An 18572-nucleotide genomic window follows, 5' to 3' on the forward strand; every position below is an offset into this window, starting at 1 on the left:
AATGAATCATTAGTTATTCTTATACTTGTTCGAATATTGTTTAGAAACTTTGTGCATTTGCTTAATTTCAAGTTGCAATGCTCCATAAAATTGGCTTTTATCTGTATTTCTGCACGTATAGTCGTCAAGGATTCCATCCAGCTTAAGGAAATACTTGGAGTTCATTGGGTATAATTGTCGTTCAATGGTTGAAGCAAGCCCTAGAAAACTTTGCAGGTTGATCGCTTCTTCCGGATCCTTTTCCCAATTCTCATACAAATGCACATATAGATCCGAGTGAAAATTACACATAATTCCACTGTATCCATTTGCCCCTAGTTTAAGCGAATCTAATAAAGTAGGAGCATTTGCGTTGAAAATTTTCAAAGAACTATTTTTAACCCTTTCGAGCTTTTCTTCAATTTGTTTAATGTCACAACTTGTATCCTTTAAAAAAGAAAAGCGGCCGGTTGATGCACACCACTGAAGTAACTCCGGTGATAACAACCGCTTATACGGCAATGGACATTCGTAGAAACCTAGTGTAATTCCTTCTGTCTCACTCAATAATGTTTCTACATTCGCTTTAAATACCTCATCTGATTCATCACTTCGAGCAAGTTTGTTCGTCAATAAAACAACGGCATCAACGCCTGTATCCGCAATTGCTTTTACTTCTTCAATTTGGTCATCCAATGCAAAAGATACATTACCTGATGCAATAACAGGAATCCTGCCGGCAACCTTTTCTGTAACAAATGATGCTAACTCGATTCGTTCTTTCAAAGACATGTGGAAAATTTCACTTGATTGACATACAGCAAATAGCCCATGCACTCCATTGTCAATATACCATTCAATTAAGTTCTCCAATGAGTTGTAATCAATCATTCCATCATCTTTAAATGGTGTGATCATTGTAGGCCAAACACCATTAGGGATTGTTTTATCCATAACTTGACACTCCTTTTTTTACGTTAAAAGTCTAATAAGTTTGGTAAAAATAGTGAGATTTCCGGAATATAGGTTACCAAACCAAGCACAGCCAGCATAACTAATATTAACGGCCATATTTCTTTAATTATATTGTTCAACGGTGTACCTGAAATACCGGACGTAATAAATAGTAACATGCCAAATGGCGGAGTTGATAAACCGATCATCATATTCAATACAATCATTACACCGAAATGTACCGGATCAATACCCATAGTCTCAACAAACGGCAATACCATTGGGATAAATACAAGTGTCATAACCATCGTATCAACGAGCATTCCCATGATTAAAAAGAAAATATTAATTACCAAAAGCATGACATATGGATTATCTGTCAATCCAAGCATAAATTCGGAAATTAAAGCAGGTATCTGTTCGTAGGCAACAATGTATGAAAAACAATAGGCTGCACCAACGATCAAACCAAGATTTCCAGTTGTTTTCACCGTGTTTTTAAAAACAATCACGAGTTTTTGGACGCCCATTGTCCGATAGACGAAAATGGATATAATAAGCGCATATAACGCTGCAACTGCACCAGCCTCCGTTGGCGTCATAACACCGGTGTATATACCAATTAATAAAATAACCGGTGTAAGCAGAGCAGGTATTGCTTCAAAAGAATATTTCATAAAGGAACGAAGCGTATAGCTCGGGCCTCTAGGATAGTCACGCTTCCTTGCAATATAAACGATGTAGATCATTAAAGCAGCTGCCAACAAGATTGCCGGCAACATCCCTGCTAAAAATAACGCTCCAACAGATGCCCCGGATAACATCGCATAGATAACCAATGGTATACTCGGAGGGAATAAAGGACCAATCGTTGCAGATGCTGAAGTGATTGCTGCACTAAAGCCATCATCATAACCCTGTTTGCGCATTGCCTCAATTTCCATTTTACCCAAACCAGAGGCATCCGCCACCGCAGATCCCGACATGCCGGAAAAAACGGAAGAAGCTACAACGTTAACATGACCCATTCCACCTTTGTATCTTCCTACTAGTGAGTTGGCAAAAGTAAAAATTTTATCTGTTATATAACCTGAGTTCATCACTTCTGCAGTGAAAATAAAAAGGGGAACAACTAAAATGGTGTAAGACGAAAACAAATTAGATAATAAGACGTCTGACACACTTCCAATATCCTGACCTTTCATTAAAAAGTAAAATATAGAAGTCAGAATCATGCCGATAGCAACAGGAACTCTTATAATAAATGAAATGACAAAAATAAGAATAGTTAATAACAGTACTGAGTCCATGTTAACGCCCCCCCTCTGAATCTTCAATTACATTGTTTTTGCCTTTTATTTGACGCTTAAACTTGCTTATATCAATTGCTATATCTATCACTGAATATAAAATAAGCATAATCATCAGGAGTAAAAACGGGAAATAAACGACATTCATCGGCACACTAAAAGTAGTTGTCTTTGATATTTTAGAAAACTGAATAAAATCGTAAGTTGGATAAATAGCTACTGCAATTAAAACAATAACCATTACATTTCCAATCACCCGAAAGATTAACTGAATTTTTTCGGATACCATATCGTATATAAACGTAAAAGAAACATGGTCATCGGTTCTCCGTGCATAGATCGCACCTAAAATAATCGTCCAAACAAACCCAATTGCAGTTATTTCATATGTCCATGCCAAAGGGGCGTTCAAGACATAGCGGCTGAACACCTGTACTACAAAAGCTATGAACATAATAAAAAATGCAATTGCCGGCACATAAACCTCAACAAAGTTTCTGAATGATAGAATAACCTTTTTAAAAGTTGACATCGAAACACCTCAATAAGAAAAGCGCAAGCGCCCTGCTTAGAAACGTAGCGACTGGACCGAAGCAACTGAGATAAAGGAATCACGATGAGCATGGCGAATCAATGATGACTTATCGTAAGGCGCTGCGGGAAGTCGCCTAGTTTCTGGGCGATTAAGCTAGACAGCTATGCGCAAAAATTTATACTTTCTTACCTTTTAAGAAAAGCGCAAGCGCCCGTTTAGCAACGTACAAACTGGAACATTCCGAAATGAGATAAAGGAAACATGCCCCTGCAAAAGGGGTATGCCGACGTTGGGCGCAAAGCCCGTTCTTAGTCGGCCTTCCTTAGGTACGAGACGATGTTGACTTTCACCCAAGGGCATAAGGGCGACTAAGCCTTTGTCTAAAGCCAATCGGCAAGTCTTCTTTATCACAGTAGAGGAGTGTGAAGTTTGCTAGTTGCTGGTTGCTGGCAGGCTTAGAACGCCACGTCCTGTGGCGTCGCCTGCACTAGAACATCCTGTACGTCGAAGCTAGACAGCTAAGCGCCAAATTTTATACTTGATAACCTTTATAATAAATACTTGACCCTACAATATGCATGTGGGGTCAAGTATATTGTTTCAAAATTTACTTCGCCATATCCTGAATCTTTTCGTATAAATCCATATCCCAAGAGCTCGTCATTTCTTCATTATTCATATATTCATCTTGTACATGACTCATAAATGCGTCAATATCTGCTTCCACGACATTTACGCCTTCATTTTCAAAAAACTCTACAAGCTCTGCTTCTGCTTCAATATTCATAGTATCAACAGTTTCTCTGGCATCTTCAACCGCTTCATACATTTTTTCCTGTAGTTCAGGGCCCATTTCCTGCCATACTTCTTCATTAATTGTTGGCCATACCGTGTCAATTACATGGTACGTCAATGTAATATTTTCTGCTACCTCATAAAACTTTGCATTTTGTACAGTCGGTAGTGGGTTATCTTGTGCATCAACTGTACCTGAACTTAAAGCCATATATAATTCGGAAAAATCAACCGGTGTCGGGTTCGCCCCAAGTGCTTCTCCCAAGAACAACCAGGATTCTGTGTTAGGCATACGAAGTGTTACACCTTTTAGGTCTTCCGGCTTTGTAATTTCCTTGCCAATATCGCGATAATTTAATTGTCTTGAACCTAAGTAATATGCACCAAGTGGTCTAATACCAAGTTCATCAACAATTTGCTCAAATACTTCTTCACCAATTTCCCCATTATACACTTCCGTCATATGGTCATAGTCTTTAAATAAATAACCTGAAGTAAACATGGACATGGACGGAATGTTTTCCGCTACCCACGGTGCTGAAACATAAGCCATTTCCAAATTACCTCTCATCAACGCTTGCGCCTCGTTTTCCTGAGTATACAGAGAAGCGGAATGATGTACATTCACTGTAACTTGACCGTCCGTCTTTTCTTCAATGGACTCTTTTAACGTATACAAACCTTCTGTATGTGCATCATTTGGTACACTTGCAGTAGAGAAGTTTAACTCAAATGTTTTATCAGTGCCTTCATTATCTGATGCTGTTTCTGAGTTGGAATTATTGGAACTGGATTCATTCCCTTCATTATTTCCCCCTCCACATGCTGCTAAGAAAAGAATTAAACCAAGTACCGCTATAGACAAAAACCAATTTTTCTTTTTCATTTTTTTATCCCCTTCCTAAAATATATATTTATTGATAAAGCATAAGCTTTATTTCACTTATGATGTTGAAACATTGGCTGACAAGAGCTTTTTAACATCTTTTAATTCCGGTATTGATGGAATTGCTCCTACTTTCGTAACCGCCAATGCACCAGCACAATTAGCAAACTCAACTGCATCCTTCAATGATTCTCCTTTTGCCAGAGCTACAGCAAGTGCTCCATTGAACGAGTCGCCTGCTGCTACCGTATCCACTACGTTGGTCGGGAATCCGGGAACATGATGCATTCCTGTCTTGTCGATAAGTGCAGCGCCATTTTCACCAAGCGTGATAACGACGTGTTTAACACCTAAATCGAGCAATTTTTGCCCCGCCCGTTCTGCATCCTTTAAATGATGTATTGGAACGCCGGTTAATAATTCTGCTTCTGATTCATTCGGAGTTAGAAATGTTACATGACTTAATAGTTTAGCACTTAATTCGGTAGCTGGCGCTGGGTTTAGAATAACTGGTATGTCTTTATCTTTTGCAATCATTACGGCCGCCTCAACCACATTTAAATCCATTTCAAGCTGCAAAACCATTATGTCCATTCCGTCAATAAGCGTTTCAAGCCGTTTCAGGTCGTCAACATTATATTGCATATTTGCACCAGGAACTACTATTATTTTATTGTCGCCCTCTGCATCTAAACTAATGGAACCTATTCCGGTAGGCGCGCATGAATCGTATAAAACATAATCTGTATTTACTCCATGTTCTGTAAGGGTTTGTTGAAATTCCTTACCAAATTCATCGTCCCCTAATTTTCCTGCCATCGTTACCTGCCCGCCAAGACGCGAAGCAGCAACTGCTTGATTTGCTCCTTTACCACCCGGGAACCGAGAAAAGTTATTTCCTATAATAGTTTCTCCCACATTTGGAAAGCGCGAGGTGCGTACAATTAAATCCATCATAAAACTACCAATTACTATTATATTAGGTTTATTATTTCGATCATTTTGTAGCATATAATCGCCTCAATCATTTGTCTCTAGTTGTTTACCTAAACTTCCTCCGGGATGAAAAACGTGGAAATTCTCTTTTTTAAAGTCTTTATTTTTCGAGAGAGTGCACGCTAATGCATCACCAATAACGAGTGTTAATGTGGAGCTTGTCGTCGGTGCCAGACCAAGGTGATCTGCTTCTTCACTATATGAATACGTCAAAGCCACATCTGAAGATGAAGCAAGTGTTGACTCCGCATTTTTTGTAATTGAAATACAGCGAGCTCCAATGGTTTTAATACTCGGAAGTAAACTTAATACTTCTGCTGTTTCACCACTGTTGGATATTAAGATAACGACATCACATTCTTCAATCATGCCTAAATCTCCGTGAACTCCTTCCGTTGAATGAACGAAAAATGCTGGAGTCCCAGTGCTTGCAAATGTAGCCGCGATCTTTTTACCAATGTGTCCTGATTTACCTACACCAGTAATAACAACCTTTCCACTGCTGTTTTCGATCAGTTGAATAGCCGCGTCAAAATTAGGCCCGACCTGTTCGGAAAGCTCAAATACTGCTTGCGCTTCTTTTTCAATTACACTTTTTAAATAAGATTCATTACTCAAGCTGTAATTCCTCCTCCCCACCTGTAAACGTTTACGTAAACGTTTACCTATTAGTTTACATCATTATATAAAAGTTGTCTATAGGATTTTAAAATTTATTGTTTTTTTCAACTGATTTATGACACTTTATTTTCACATTGTTTATTATGTTGCATTTATTGAATTCTATTCATCTTAGAAAAAGCAAATAGTGGTTTAACAATCAATGCTGAATGAGCTTCAGCAACGCAAAGATCGATACAAACTTTATCTTTCACCATGAAAAGTGGGCTAAAAAATACTTGGTAATCTCACTCTTATTCGTTTATTTCCATGAAAGAACTGTACTAGCAGAGATCATTATCTATTAAAATTCGGTTTATGACTAATTGATTTTTCACCCTTCCCTCTGTGTTGCATTGATATCTTTTGAAATCAATACTATTATGTCGTTTTTCACCACTTTTACGGTAATAGCTGCTTATAACTGCAAATAATTCCTAATTATCATTCTTTTGAGCATTTGAAAATTTCCGACTAATAGGGTAAGATAAAACACACTGCGCTTAACCATTCCTGCCTCTTTTCCATTCACTTTTCCGACGATTAAGGCTATTCATTATGCAGGGACCACTAAACAGTTCATTATAAAATTAACGATTAAAGGAGTAGTTTTATGAAACGTATTTCGCTTTTATTATTTACATTATTATTGCTTTTATTGACCGCATGTGGGAATGACAATTCCTCTGCTGCTAATAATGACGGTGACACTAAAGACAAGGAAGTAATCAAATTTGCCGATGCAGGTTGGGATAGCATCAAAGTTCATAATTTTGTTGCTCAAACCATTATTGAAGAGGGACTTGGTTATGAAACAGAAACAACCACGGGATCTACAATGGCCACTTTCCAAGGTCTACGCGAAGGGGATTTAGACGTGTATACGGAAGTGTGGACGGATAACCTCGAACCGGCTTATGAAGAAGCAATTGATGCTGGAGAAATTGTTGAATTAGCTGTTAACTTCGATGACAATGAACAAGGATTGTATGTTCCTACTTACGTAATTGAAGGGGATGAAGAACGTGGCATAGAGCCAATGGCGCCAGATTTACGTACGGTAGAGGACCTTAAAGAATATCCCGATGTATTTGAGGACCCTGAGAATCCTGGCCGTGGTCGTATTTTAAATGGACCGAGCGGATGGACCGTTGAAGAATCCATTACAATGAAATTTGAAACATACGGACTGGATGAAACAATGGAAAATTTCATTCCTGGATCCGACTCCGCTTTAGTTGCTGATCTCGTGAATGCATATGAAAAAGGTGAAGCATGGGTAGGGTACTACTGGTCACCAACTTGGGTTACTGCAAAATATGACTTAACGATTTTGGAAGAGCCGGAGTTTGACCGCGAAACTTGGGATGAAACGAGAGGCACTGCATTTCCGCCAAATGACGTGACTGTTGCCGTTCATAAAGATATGCCAGATCAAGCTCCTGATGTTGTTGAATTTTTAAAGAACTACGAAACGAGTACCGAGCTTACTGAAGATGCATTAATGTACATGGAAAAGAATGAAGTATCGGCGGAAGAAGCCGGAAAATGGTGGATGGAAGAACATGAAGATGTATGGACAGAATGGGTTTCAGAAGAAATCGCTGAAAAAGTCAAAGGTGCTCTAGAATAGTTGATTAATAGGGGCAGCTGACCGATTTGGTTAGCTGCTTTCTTTCCTTAACCAAACAATTCAATCACTCTATTTTTATAGCTAGCCGTATCATAGTTTTGCAGCAGCTTTTTTAAATTGCATAAATGAAATACTCGGTTCCTACGTTGCAGAGGACATCCTAATGTCGACGCAAACCAGAGGATGTGGCGTTCTTAACGTTCCAGGAATCAAAAATATTCTATTTGTCTATTTTTATACTTTTCCACTCGACCATTTGATTGCCAATTTTAATAGAAAAGAGAGGTGAACAGACTGCGGATTTGCAGTTGAATTTGTTATGTATGAATTCCCCGATATACAAACACACATTGGTGATTATGTTGACAGCTTCATCAGTTTTTTGGATAGTACGCTTGAAGGATTTTTTGATTTTATTTTCTTTATTTCATCCCGAACGATTAATGGAATTGATGACTTTCTCGTAGGCATGCCATGGTGGCTGTTTATTCTTATCATTATTTTTATTGCTTGGTATTTCGTTTCCATATACTCCGGTTTGCTTTTTGGCTTCTTTATCTTTTTAATTGGAACCTTTGGCTTATGGGAAGATATGATGACAACGATCGCGATTATTACTGCCGCCGTGCTCATATGTTTGCTTATCGGAATACCGGTAGGAGTTTGGATGGCTTACAGTCAACGGACATCCAATGTCATCCGCCCTTTACTTGATGCAATGCAGACAATGCCAAGCTTTGTATACTTAATCCCAGCCATCTTCTTTTTTGGACTTGGAAATGTATCGGCTATTTTTGCAACGCTTATATACGCATTGCCGCCGGTGATCCGTTTAACAGAACTTGCCATTCGAGGCGTAGATAAAGAGGTCGTTGAATCCGCCCTATCTTTCGGATCATCCAAATGGCAAACACTGCGTAAAGTACAATTTCCGCAAGCACTTCCGACGATTATGACCGGGGTGAACCAAACGACGATGATGGCACTGGCCATGGTCGTTATCGCTTCAATGGTGGGTGCCAAAGGACTAGGAGAGCAAGTGCTCGTTTCCATAAATCGAATTGATATTGCACTGGGCTTTGAAGCAGGAATCAGTATTGTATTTTTGGCTATCATTATTGATCGGATTACAAATGGAATTGCTGATAAATTCCAGAAGCACAGGAGGCTGAGCAAGTGACAAAACAAATCAGACTGGAACATGTCTCTAAAATTTTCGGATCCCGTCCCAAGTCGATTGTTCCAATGATTGAAAGAGGGATGTCCAAAGATGAAATATTAGCCAAAACCGGACATACCGTTGGTGTATATGACGCTTCATTGGAAATTAATAAAGGCGAAGTGTTTGTCATTATGGGTTTATCCGGCAGTGGAAAGTCAACGTTGATTCGCTGCTTTAACTTATTGAATAAGCCGACTTCAGGTGCAATCTACTTAGACGATGAAAATATTATTATGCACAATAAAGGAAGATTAAAAAAGATTAGGCAAGAAAGAATTGCGATGGTCTTTCAACACTTTGGCTTGTTTAACCACCGTACTATTTTAGGTAATGTCGAATATGGGTTGGAAATCCGCAACATTTCAAAAGAAGAGCGTAAACAAATCGCACTTAAAAACATTGAAATTGTAGGATTAAAAGGGTATGAAGATAAATATCCAGAAGAATTGTCAGGCGGAATGCAGCAACGTGTTGGCCTGGCCCGAGCACTTGCAAACGACCCTGATATTCTGCTAATGGATGAACCCTTTAGTGCACTAGATCCGCTCATTCGAAGAGAAATGCAGCTGGAGCTACTTGATATACAAGACCGGCTACAAAAAACGATTATTTTTATCACCCATGATGTGAATGAAGCGTTTAAATTAGGAGACCGCGTAGCTGTTATGAAGGACGGCCGGGTCATACAAGTTGGAACACCAGAAGAAATTATAGAAGCTCCGGAAAATGAATATATATCAGAATTTATTAAAGATATTGATCGATCAAAGATCTTTCAAGCCGAACATATTATGATTAAACCAAATGCTCTTGTCTCCATGAAAGACGGCTTAAATGTAGCGATTAAAGAAATGAAATCGAACGGACTTTCCACTGTTTTTGCCGTTGACCGCAGCCGGCGCTTGAAAGGACTTATTACAATTGACGATGCGGTAAAAGGACTGAAGGAGAAAAAGACAATAGAAGATGTACTACGCAAAGATATTTCATCCGTTTATAAGGATGAATATGTTAGCGAGCTTATCCCTAAAGCACTTGAATCAACCTACCCACTTGCCGTTGTAAATGAAGAAGAAAAACTTGTCGGCATTATTTTACGGGTACACGTTTTGGCAGGACTTGTGTCTGAAGATGTGAATGGAAATGATGATGTAAATAAAGAATAATATATTCATAAAATTGTCAGTCCCTCCCCTCTGATCGCATCATGTCAAGGCAGGGACTTGTTTTTTGAATTCTAAACCAAAGTTCAAATAAGAAAAGCGCAAGCGCCCCGCCTAGAAACGTAGCGAGTGGACCAAAGCAACTGAGATAAAGAAATCATGCCCCTGCAAAAGGGGTATGCCGACGTTGGCCGCAAAGGCCATGTTTAGTCGGCCCTCCTTTGTCTTACCGAATCGATGATGACTTTCACCCAAGGGCATAAGGGCGACTAAGCCTCTGGCTGAAGCCAATCGGCAAGTCTTCTTTATCGTAAGGCGCTGTGGGAAGTCGCCTAGTTTCTGGGCGCTGAAGCTAGACAGATATGCGACAAATTTTATACATTCTTATCTTTCAAAAAATGGGTAACAATTCAAAAGCTGTTACCCTCTCTCAACTTATTTTGTCCATTTCGATTTTAACTTTTTAACCAGTCTATAGCTGCAGATTTATTATCTGGTGTGAAATAATCTACTTGAATGCCCGGAAAGAGGTTTTCTAGCTTAGCACCTGCTTTTATCCATGTTTTGTCTGAAACCAATGCTGCTTTCTTTATGCTGTTCAGATGTTTAGTCATTTTCATATCCTCTAAAAATCCTTTTGGCGTAATACCGCTCCAATTCTCGGCAATGAGCAACAAATTGATCCGCTCCTGCTCGGTGACCTTTTTACTGAGTAACTCTTCAAATTTGTCCATATCTGATTTAGTAATCTTGCCATTAATCGTTATTTCGATAACTGGACTATGATCCGCACTTATAATATCAATCATCTCAAAAACCACCTTTCTGTTGTAATCCTCTACAAAAGTCATTCCTTTATGTCTATAGAATTAAACATAGGTGGTACTTTCCTTAGCTGAAAATTATTAACTTAACAAGTGTACATGGATCAATTTACTTTGGTACAAAATTGATATAAGGAATCGCACCCAACCTATCGTAAAAAGCTTGCCATTTGTCTCACATCGACATTACCTCCGGACAGAATCGCTACGACGTTTTTCCCTTGAATGCCAAGTTTGGCATACATCGCCGCCGCAATTGTTGTGGCACTGGAAGGTTCAATTACTTGTTTCATTCGTTCAAAAACAAATGTAAATGCATGACGAATTTCATTTTCGCTAACTAAGACGAGGTCATCCAAATACTTTTGTAGTACAGGAAAAGTAAGATCGCCGGGCTGGCTTGTTCTTAATCCATCGGCTATCGTTGACGTTCGGGGAATAGACGTTATTTGTCCTTTTTTCAGTGAAAGATAAGTATCATTCGCTGTATCTGGTTCTACTCCAATTACACGGATACTTGGGTTGGTTTCTTTTACGGCAGTTACAATACCCGACATAAGTCCCCCACCGCCTACGGGAACAACGATTGCATCGATCTCATCCAGCTGCTCTAGGATCTCCAGTCCCACTGTACCTTGACCAGCCATAATAAAGGGATCATCATACGGCGGAATGAATACGCCATCCATCTCTTTTGCAAGCATTTTTGCTCTTGGAATCCGTTCCGCAGAGGTTGTGCCGCAAGCTTCTACCTTGCCATTATATGCTTTAATTGCGTCTAACTTGCAGGAAGCAGCATCTTCTGGGACAACAATCGTTGCTTGTATCCCTAATTGGTTGGCAATATAAGCTACGGCTTGACCGTGATTCCCTGATGAAGCTGCCGTCACAAACGTAGCACCATCCTTTACAGCCTGTGTCACCTTATTCGTAGCCCCTCGAATTTTGAAGGACCCCGTTTTCTGGAGATGTTCCGCTTTTAAAAAAAAGGTGTTTTTACAAACAGCTGAGAGCTGCTCCGAAGTGAAGATTGGTGTAACTTTTGTAATAGCTTTAATAGTTGCTCTTGCTTGTTGAATATCTTTTAGTGTAATCAACGGCACCGGGCCCCCTTTCCGCTCTTTCCATCTCACCAATGACAATTCTTTAATGATTTGCAGTGAAAAAATGTGCTGGATAAAGCCTATGCTCGGTAAAAAATAGCCTTGTAAATATGTACAGCCAGCTTATCGCACAACAACAGAATCCCCAGATTGAAGACGACCGGTTTTCACGACCTCTGCATACACCCCGAAATTGCCGTTATTTTGTTGAGCAAGTGTTCGCAGTACGTTGGAGTCCTTTGGCAAATCTCCTTGTGGCAGTGTTGTCATAACACAGCGCTTTGTTGGTTGAATAATTTTCAATTGAACATCATCACCGATGGAAATGATTTTATCCACCCATTTCTCTTCTACAAAACCTTCCACATCCGGTACATCGATAATGATATTTGGCCGAAAGCGTCTTGGCTCAATCCGACTTGATGGTGTCAGCTTTCGTAGCCTGTCAATCGTGGCGGTTGTTATTATATGAACCATCGCAAGATCAAAAAAGGTTCCCTCCGGAGAGGCTTTAGAAAATATTGTTCCTCTATCCTCTAGTTCCTTTATTTCTTCCGGCACGTACCCTTCAAACTCGACCTTCTCAAGGGTAGGGGATCCAAGTGCCACTTGTCGATCAAAACTTGCAGATAATCGTTCGTTTATTTCCTTTTCATTACTTAATACGAAATCTCCATTCGGCATAGTGATCCGAACCGGTGGAATAGACCCGATTGACTGAATAGGCTCCGTGTAAGCCGCTCGATAATAAAACATATCCGGCCATTTCTTCGGATTTTTTGCATTAGCCAATTTTCCTGTTTCCTGGTCAACTACACCATATGCCCGATCACCATGTACTCCTTTTTCTGTAATGGAACAAGCATTTAATTCCTCGCCCATCATCGATTTTACCGGGTATCTCCATAACGAAGCTACCTGCATGGTAACGCCTCCCATCCGATAATTAATAGCCTTATCTGTTTATGTATATCATTTTGTCCTTATATACATTGTACGTCATTCATGGTGAATAATCACACAATTGGCTATATTTATACGATAGATTGGGCGAGCACAAAATTCATTGTGCACCATGGAGATGAACGATGGACATGCCCACTCACTTCCTTTAAGAAAAGCGCAAGCGCCCTGGTCAGCCCCGACAAGCTTAAGCAAGAATTCGTAGTGACGGTTTTTGTCACGAAGAGTTATTGCTTAAGACCTCGAGGGGCTGGGCGCTTAAGCTAGACATTTATGCACAAAATTATATACTTTCTGATCTTAAAAAAAAGAAAAACCTTTCATATCTATATCAGCGCCCACAAATGAGTGCGTTATATATCTACGAAAGGTTTCTTCTTTCATGCTGTTAAAAATTTTGACAACTTAAGAGTGGGGATTTATTCATTTCGTTATACTTTCACCCGTGCGGTTCCCACGTACTGACACCGCCCCTGACATTCGCCAAATCCGTAAATCCACGACGTTTTAACCTTTTACAAGCTTCATTTCCGCGCATACCTGTTTGACATACAACGACGATCTTCTTATCCTTTGGCAGCGTATGAACTTCCTTTTTAAGATCATATAAAGGAATATTTTTAAAACCAAATATATGCAGCCGTTCATACTCCCTGGGCGTTCGAACGTCGATGTAATAATGGTCATTATTTTCTTTATCTTTTAACATAAGACGTAATTCATCAGTCGTCAATTGTTCCACGCCACGAGGTGGGAATATCTTCTTCAACACGAGCGCTCCAAACAAAAATGATATCGCAAAAATAATTAAATCCATGAATAAACCTCCTTTAATTATTTGAAATAAATCATTGTTTGAATATAAACTTGAACAATCACATAAAAAACAATGCTATACTTTATATTAAATTTGACTCCATTTGTAAACAAGCCTAAACCATTGGCACCACTTAATACAATAACAGGCATAACGACGGGTGACAGTAAAATGGTAATAACACTCCCAGACGTAATTGCAAGAACAATCAGTTCCGGTGGATACGGAAGCGCCATACTTTCGAGAATCCCAGTGACCAAAACCATTACCGTCAACGGGCCTAAACTAAAGAATCCAAGAATGATAACGATAAATGGCAGAAGGTAAAGCAAGTTTAGAAATGGCAAGTGATCTCGTGTATAATAAAGTCCATCCACGACAACGCTCGCAAAATCCGTTTGATTCAGGCCATAAATCAATAAGCCGACAGCAACCATAACGCTTAGTTGGTACGACTGCTTCGTCATATCCTCATTAAAATATTGGACCATTATCCGAAAGAACTTTTTCATTTTTCCTTTATACACATAAAAGCTAAACGTCCATAAAATGACGACGAATGGGATAATAAGCATTAGAGCGACATGTAACAAAGCGTGCAGCAAAAATATTGTACCGAATAATGTAATGAACAAAAGGAAAAACTCAATCACCTTCTGTTTACGCACTTTTACATTTGACGCGTGCTCCAACACATTATTAATTTCCGTATTCAAGGCAGGTGTTAACTGAACACCGTAGCTTTTTTCCTGGAACGCAGAAAAAATAACAGCAACGACCGTTCCGATCATGGCCATACCGAATCCTTGTAAAATCGCAACCCATAATGAAGCGCCTAACGTCTCTACTGAGAAAATAAAACTTGGTATACTAATTACCCACATGCTTGACAATGCAAAACCTCTTAATATAGCGGTCCCTTTAAAATTTTCCCATACTTCTCCTTTTTTGTCCTTTAAAATGATATTTACAAATTGATACATCATTGGGATGGAACCGAATAATAAAAAGTAAGCAATAACTTGCGTAAAAGCAACTAAACCAAAATAAAATTTACGACTCGTATTGAGCAATTTATGAAAAAAGGCCATAATATCTTCCACATACGGTTCTTCCTGCAACACCCAGCTGATGAGCGGGACGATGATAAGGAGGCCAATTATACTGCGCATCTCTAAAATACCATGCATAATCCCTTCAATGATAGGTCCGTTGGCGAAAATAATGATTAAAACACCGCTAAGGGAAATGAAAAAAGGGATTTTAAATTTCAGCACTGTATGTTTTAAACCGGCGATAACAAGAAGTAATAAGCCACTAATCGATAAAATATATTCCAACAATTCCGTTTCAATAATAGATGTAAAAAAATGCAGCACCGCAAAAATACCAATCGATAAGCGAAGCCCCCACGTAATAAGACGCTTCATGCGGGCACGTTTTTCCATACTGTTTTATACTTTTTTGGGTGCATCGGAACGTTTACTGGCGAAATTAATATATTGGCTGATTGCTTGACCGTTTCCTTTGATTTCGTGTGGTTATAGATGTTTTTCGGTCTTTGTATATTAAAACGGATGAATGTGCAGTTCTTTTTATCTTGGAGACCCGTAAAATTGGATTGTACAAAACTCCCCATACCCGATTCTCCTCTGAATTGAATTTAATATTTCTCTTTATTTTACCATATGGCAGGAAAAATAGATGTTTCTCTGCTTTTGTAAAATGGTGAGAAGTAAGGTGGTAAAGGCATGCAATATACGGTGCTGTTTTTTTCATTACCAGCTAAATGTCTTGTTGTGAATGATTTTTTTATTTGATATTTAGGGGCTCCTTTTGCTGATGCGCGTTCCTTCCTTTTTGAGGCACGGTGCTTCCTCGCTAAAGCGCGTTACTTCCTTGCTGAGGCACGCCCCCTCTACATTGTCATTAAGTGCTTTTATATGTTTGAAATGCGTTAATAAAATCTTCCGTTCCGGTTTTGACTGTATAAGAGTATAGTCCTTTCGTCGTATGCATTAACAGAAGGCCGCCTTTGGTGCCGATTTTCCGGTATGACATATCTAAAACTTCTTCAATTGGGAACTCCCGATATTCGGTAACGACTTTGTTTTCATACAAATACAGCATCCGTTCTTCTTCGGTTTCCTTTTTTTCTATTCTCGTGACTTCTCTTATGACTTTTATATATGGCTGTTTAGCAATTAAACGCATATAATCCTCCATCTATAATTTGTTCTTAAATGGTGCAATTTAATTTTTATAGTTAAAAGGTTCCATGGAATTGACTCTGTTTGCAATCCAGTCCGTTTTATGAAAAAGTATCTTTCTTCCCATTTTCATTTACCTTACGTTTTCACCACGTCATCTGTCAATTAGCCAGCTCCATTCATCGTATAATTTATCCTTCAAATGCAGATAATAAAAACCAATTAAACGTAAAGGAGCAATAAAAATGGAAAGTCAGCGTGCGAAGGCCATTATCGATTCCTCTACATTAATTAATGTTAATTACCATGGAGTTCCCGTTTTTATTCAAGCAATCAACGAACATGACCAAACGGCTACTGTTTTTCCGTTGAATCAAATGGATCATGAACAAATTGTACCTCTTAACGGATTAATAGAAGATGATGTTTTTACAACCGGAAAACAATCAATGACAACGCAACAAGCACGTGAAATAGCCCAGTCACCGGAGATGAAGCATGTGACACATAACGGGCAGCATGTATATATACAACAAGTTGATGACCAAAATAAAACAGCACGAATATTTCCTCTTGATGAACCCGAAAATGAATTCACTGTGCCTATTAACGGATTACAAGAGCACTAACTTTTTATTTAAAAAGTGTAACCCCCTTTCTCTACGTATTGGTACCAGACTTTTAGAAAAGAGGTTACACTTTCTTTTTTTAAAAGGTCAGAAGGTATAAAAAAATTATTCATACTTGTCTAATTAAACGCCCAGTACCTCGTAACGCTTCGTGTCATAGTCCGCCACTATGATTTTTTGTTTAAGCTTGTCAGAGCTTCCCAATGCGCTTGCAATTTTCTAATCTACCCTGTCTACAATCCCACTCCCCATTGGATCTCAATGTTTCAATATTTCCTTTAAAGGAAAGGACATTTATAAAACATACTAAAACTGCCATCATCGTACTTTACAAAACTCAGTATTAAATCTTAATGGGGAAGGTGGAATAATGAATATCTATACAATTGGTCATTCTACACATTCTAAGGAAGACTTTATTAACATGCTTGCTGTTTCTCATATTCAGGCAGTTGTTGATGTTCGTTCATTTCCTGGTAGTCGGAAATTCCCGCATTTTTCAAAGGACCGAATGCAGGAATGGTTGCCTGAGGCAGGTTTTGAATACATTCATTTCCCTAGTCTAGGAGGGAGAAGAAAGCAATCTCAAATGATTCAATCTGAGTTGAATGGCGCTTGGAACAATCAGTCATTTCATAATTATGCTGATTATACATTATCACTAGACTTTCAAAAAGGAATTGATGCACTAAAACAAATGGCTAGCAAAAAGAGAACTGCCTATTGTTGCTCAGAACGCCATCCATCTCGCTGTCATCGATTATTAGTAAGTAATTGGCTCGCTGCAAATGGTTGGAATGTTAAACACATCATTGACGGAAATAAGGGGCAAGTTGAAGTTTTAGAACATGAACAGGGAAAGTGGGGGGCAATGCCAATCATTGAACCAGATGGTACTGTTGTTTATCCTCGTGATGTTACTAATACACCCAGCTCTTCAAATGAAAGTTAAAGCTACGGTATAAGTGCGCCTAAGTGTTGAGCGGAAGTAAATATCTATATTAAGAAAAGCGCAAGCGTCCTCGCAGGCTAAAAGCGCAACATCCTATTGCAACGCCTGGGACTGCGCATGAATGCTCGTCCCACCGAAAAGATTTGCACTAGCACGTCCTGTGCGTCGTAGAAACGTAGCGACTGCGCCAGCCGGGAGCTGGTGGTTCGATGTAGCCACGCAAAGTGGCGGTTTTAATCGAACATTCCAAAACATCTTGAGATTCACTCCAGAGTATAAGATTCACTAGTCTTCTCCTTTATCCAAATGCGTAAGTGCTTTTTCCTGTCTGGCCAAAGAAATGATGATACAATAGCAGTTGGATATTAAAACATTTCAATACATTAAGGCAGGGAAAAAGATGGCTGAGAAACAATCTATAAAAGATAAAAATTATACACCAATTATTATTACGCTAACCATTGTTATCAATCTTGCTATTGCACTTTTATTTTTAATACCGAAGCAAGATCGGGACATTCCATTTGATATCACTATTTTACCAAGATTAAATGCTATATTTAATTCATTTACGTTTATCTTTTTATTGGCTGCACTTTTTTTCATTTTGCGCAAAAACATAACAATGCACCGCAACTTTATTTTTGCTGCGTTTTCAACTACTGCATTGTTTCTTGTTACATATTTGACGTATCATGCACTTGCCCCTAGCACTAGCTTTGGCGGAGAAGGGATCATTAAATCGGTATATTACTTCGTTTTAATTACCCATATTTCCCTAGCGCCGATCGTTGTTGCTTTAGCGTTGTTTGCACTTACTTGGGGGCTTACTCGTCAAGTCGAAAAACACCGAAAAATTGCTCGTTGGACAATGCCGATCTGGCTTTATGTAAGCTTAACCGGTGTACTTGTCTATTTAATGATTTCACCATATTATTAAA

The 18572-nt window shown here is 39.0% G+C and carries 19 protein-coding genes and 1 pseudogene; 7 read left to right on the forward strand and 13 right to left on the reverse strand.

Annotated elements, in window-relative coordinates:
• Window positions 1–9 precede the first annotated feature (9 nt).
• The 6 genes from ACLIBG_RS10030 to ACLIBG_RS10055 form a co-directional block, all read right to left on the reverse strand.
• The gene (locus ACLIBG_RS10030) at window positions 10–933 is read right to left on the reverse strand and encodes a dihydrodipicolinate synthase family protein (RefSeq protein WP_439312624.1); all 924 of its coding nucleotides are present in this window, start codon (window positions 931–933) and stop codon (window positions 10–12) included.
• Window positions 934–956: 23 nt separating this feature from the next.
• Window positions 957–2243, reverse strand: coding sequence for a TRAP transporter large permease (locus ACLIBG_RS10035; RefSeq protein ID WP_439312625.1), 1287 nt, complete (start codon window positions 2241–2243; stop codon window positions 957–959).
• 1 nt (window position 2244) lies between these two features.
• Window positions 2245–2775: a TRAP transporter small permease gene (locus ACLIBG_RS10040; RefSeq protein ID WP_439312626.1), complete on the reverse strand. Its 531-nt coding sequence runs from the start codon at window positions 2773–2775 to the stop codon at window positions 2245–2247.
• Window positions 2776–3385: 610 nt separating this feature from the next.
• Window positions 3386–4459 (reverse strand): sialic acid TRAP transporter substrate-binding protein SiaP, encoded by a 1074-nt coding sequence (locus ACLIBG_RS10045; RefSeq protein WP_439312627.1) that lies wholly within the window; start codon window positions 4457–4459, stop codon window positions 3386–3388.
• Window positions 4460–4516: 57 nt separating this feature from the next.
• Window positions 4517–5470 carry a ribokinase gene (rbsK, locus tag ACLIBG_RS10050; RefSeq protein WP_439312628.1) on the reverse strand — a complete coding sequence of 318 codons (954 nt, stop codon included), beginning with the start codon at window positions 5468–5470 and terminating at the stop codon, window positions 4517–4519.
• 9 nt (window positions 5471–5479) lie between these two features.
• Window positions 5480–6073, reverse strand: coding sequence for a KpsF/GutQ family sugar-phosphate isomerase (locus ACLIBG_RS10055; RefSeq protein ID WP_439312629.1), 594 nt, complete (start codon window positions 6071–6073; stop codon window positions 5480–5482).
• Window positions 6074–6728: 655 nt separating this feature from the next.
• Here ACLIBG_RS10055 and ACLIBG_RS10060 point away from each other — a divergent pair.
• From ACLIBG_RS10060 to ACLIBG_RS10070, 3 genes are all read left to right on the forward strand, one after another.
• On the forward strand, window positions 6729–7748 hold the full coding sequence (locus ACLIBG_RS10060; RefSeq protein ID WP_439312630.1) for an ABC transporter substrate-binding protein: 1020 nt from the start codon (window positions 6729–6731) through the stop codon (window positions 7746–7748).
• Window positions 7749–8067: 319 nt separating this feature from the next.
• Window positions 8068–8928, forward strand: a complete 861-nt coding sequence (locus ACLIBG_RS10065; RefSeq protein ID WP_439312631.1) for an ABC transporter permease — start codon at window positions 8068–8070, stop codon at window positions 8926–8928.
• A complete protein-coding gene (locus ACLIBG_RS10070; protein WP_439312632.1) occupies window positions 8925–10136 on the forward strand; it encodes a quaternary amine ABC transporter ATP-binding protein in 1212 nt (403 codons plus the stop codon). The genes ACLIBG_RS10065 and ACLIBG_RS10070 overlap by 4 nt, the downstream gene beginning before the upstream one ends.
• 452 nt (window positions 10137–10588) lie before the next feature.
• Here ACLIBG_RS10070 and ACLIBG_RS10075 read toward each other — a convergent pair whose 3' ends face one another.
• From ACLIBG_RS10075 to ACLIBG_RS10105, 7 genes are all read right to left on the reverse strand, one after another.
• Window positions 10589–10942: an STAS/SEC14 domain-containing protein gene (locus tag ACLIBG_RS10075; protein WP_439312633.1), complete on the reverse strand. Its 354-nt coding sequence runs from the start codon at window positions 10940–10942 to the stop codon at window positions 10589–10591.
• A gap of 164 nt (window positions 10943–11106) precedes the next feature.
• Complete coding sequence (locus ACLIBG_RS10080; protein ID WP_439312634.1) at window positions 11107–12054, reverse strand: threonine ammonia-lyase; 948 nt, start codon at window positions 12052–12054, stop codon at window positions 11107–11109.
• A 129-nt stretch (window positions 12055–12183) separates the two neighbouring features.
• Complete coding sequence (locus tag ACLIBG_RS10085) at window positions 12184–12984, reverse strand: MOSC domain-containing protein (protein WP_439312635.1); 801 nt, start codon at window positions 12982–12984, stop codon at window positions 12184–12186.
• A gap of 478 nt (window positions 12985–13462) precedes the next feature.
• Window positions 13463–13840, reverse strand: coding sequence for a rhodanese-like domain-containing protein (locus ACLIBG_RS10090; RefSeq protein ID WP_439312636.1), 378 nt, complete (start codon window positions 13838–13840; stop codon window positions 13463–13465).
• A gap of 17 nt (window positions 13841–13857) precedes the next feature.
• Window positions 13858–15288 carry a hypothetical protein gene (locus ACLIBG_RS10095; protein WP_439312637.1) on the reverse strand — a complete coding sequence of 477 codons (1431 nt, stop codon included), beginning with the start codon at window positions 15286–15288 and terminating at the stop codon, window positions 13858–13860.
• A complete protein-coding gene (locus ACLIBG_RS10100; RefSeq protein ID WP_439312638.1) occupies window positions 15267–15479 on the reverse strand; it encodes a hypothetical protein in 213 nt (70 codons plus the stop codon). Before ACLIBG_RS10100 ends, ACLIBG_RS10095 begins: the two co-directional genes overlap by 22 nt.
• A 290-nt stretch (window positions 15480–15769) precedes the next feature.
• Window positions 15770–16054 (reverse strand): hypothetical protein, encoded by a 285-nt coding sequence (locus ACLIBG_RS10105; RefSeq protein ID WP_439312639.1) that lies wholly within the window; start codon window positions 16052–16054, stop codon window positions 15770–15772.
• A 241-nt stretch (window positions 16055–16295) separates the two neighbouring features.
• Between ACLIBG_RS10105 and ACLIBG_RS10110 the strand changes: the two are divergent.
• The 4 genes and pseudogenes from ACLIBG_RS10110 to ACLIBG_RS10125 all read left to right on the forward strand — a co-directional run.
• A pseudogene (locus ACLIBG_RS10110) lies at window positions 16296–16457 on the forward strand (H-type small acid-soluble spore protein); the annotation flags it as partial.
• A 42-nt stretch (window positions 16458–16499) separates the two neighbouring features.
• A complete protein-coding gene (locus ACLIBG_RS10115) occupies window positions 16500–16679 on the forward strand; it encodes an H-type small acid-soluble spore protein (RefSeq protein WP_439312658.1) in 180 nt (59 codons plus the stop codon).
• Between the two features lie 370 nt (window positions 16680–17049).
• Window positions 17050–17631, forward strand: a complete 582-nt coding sequence (locus ACLIBG_RS10120) for a DUF488 domain-containing protein (RefSeq protein WP_439312640.1) — start codon at window positions 17050–17052, stop codon at window positions 17629–17631.
• 400 nt (window positions 17632–18031) lie between these two features.
• Window positions 18032–18571 (forward strand): DUF420 domain-containing protein, encoded by a 540-nt coding sequence (locus ACLIBG_RS10125; protein ID WP_439312641.1) that lies wholly within the window; start codon window positions 18032–18034, stop codon window positions 18569–18571.
• Window position 18572 lies beyond the last annotated feature (1 nt).

Source organism: Virgibacillus sp. W0181, from assembly GCF_051846915.1.
Classification (GTDB): domain Bacteria; phylum Bacillota; class Bacilli; order Bacillales; family Amphibacillaceae; genus JBPYCR01.

Coding starts and splice junctions, on each gene's coding strand:
- ACLIBG_RS10100 (WP_439312638.1), bottom strand. CDS start 15,479: ATGGGGAGTTTTGTACAATCCAATTTTACGGGTCTCCAAGATAAAAAG.
- ACLIBG_RS10120 (WP_439312640.1), top strand. CDS start 17,050: ATGAATATCTATACAATTGGTCATTCTACACATTCTAAGGAAGACTTT.
- ACLIBG_RS10075 (WP_439312633.1), bottom strand. CDS start 10,942: ATGATTGATATTATAAGTGCGGATCATAGTCCAGTTATCGAAATAACG.
- ACLIBG_RS10085 (WP_439312635.1), bottom strand. CDS start 12,984: ATGCAGGTAGCTTCGTTATGGAGATACCCGGTAAAATCGATGATGGGC.
- ACLIBG_RS10125 (WP_439312641.1), top strand. CDS start 18,032: ATGGCTGAGAAACAATCTATAAAAGATAAAAATTATACACCAATTATT.
- ACLIBG_RS10105 (WP_439312639.1), bottom strand. CDS start 16,054: ATGCGTTTAATTGCTAAACAGCCATATATAAAAGTCATAAGAGAAGTC.
- ACLIBG_RS10090 (WP_439312636.1), bottom strand. CDS start 13,840: ATGGATTTAATTATTTTTGCGATATCATTTTTGTTTGGAGCGCTCGTG.
- ACLIBG_RS10065 (WP_439312631.1), top strand. CDS start 8,068: ATGTATGAATTCCCCGATATACAAACACACATTGGTGATTATGTTGAC.
- ACLIBG_RS10045 (WP_439312627.1), bottom strand. CDS start 4,459: ATGAAAAAGAAAAATTGGTTTTTGTCTATAGCGGTACTTGGTTTAATT.
- rbsK (WP_439312628.1), bottom strand. CDS start 5,470: ATGCTACAAAATGATCGAAATAATAAACCTAATATAATAGTAATTGGT.
- ACLIBG_RS10115 (WP_439312658.1), top strand. CDS start 16,500: ATGACAACGCAACAAGCACGTGAAATAGCCCAGTCACCGGAGATGAAG.
- ACLIBG_RS10040 (WP_439312626.1), bottom strand. CDS start 2,775: ATGTCAACTTTTAAAAAGGTTATTCTATCATTCAGAAACTTTGTTGAG.
- ACLIBG_RS10095 (WP_439312637.1), bottom strand. CDS start 15,288: ATGGAAAAACGTGCCCGCATGAAGCGTCTTATTACGTGGGGGCTTCGC.
- ACLIBG_RS10060 (WP_439312630.1), top strand. CDS start 6,729: ATGAAACGTATTTCGCTTTTATTATTTACATTATTATTGCTTTTATTG.
- ACLIBG_RS10030 (WP_439312624.1), bottom strand. CDS start 933: ATGGATAAAACAATCCCTAATGGTGTTTGGCCTACAATGATCACACCA.
- ACLIBG_RS10035 (WP_439312625.1), bottom strand. CDS start 2,243: ATGGACTCAGTACTGTTATTAACTATTCTTATTTTTGTCATTTCATTT.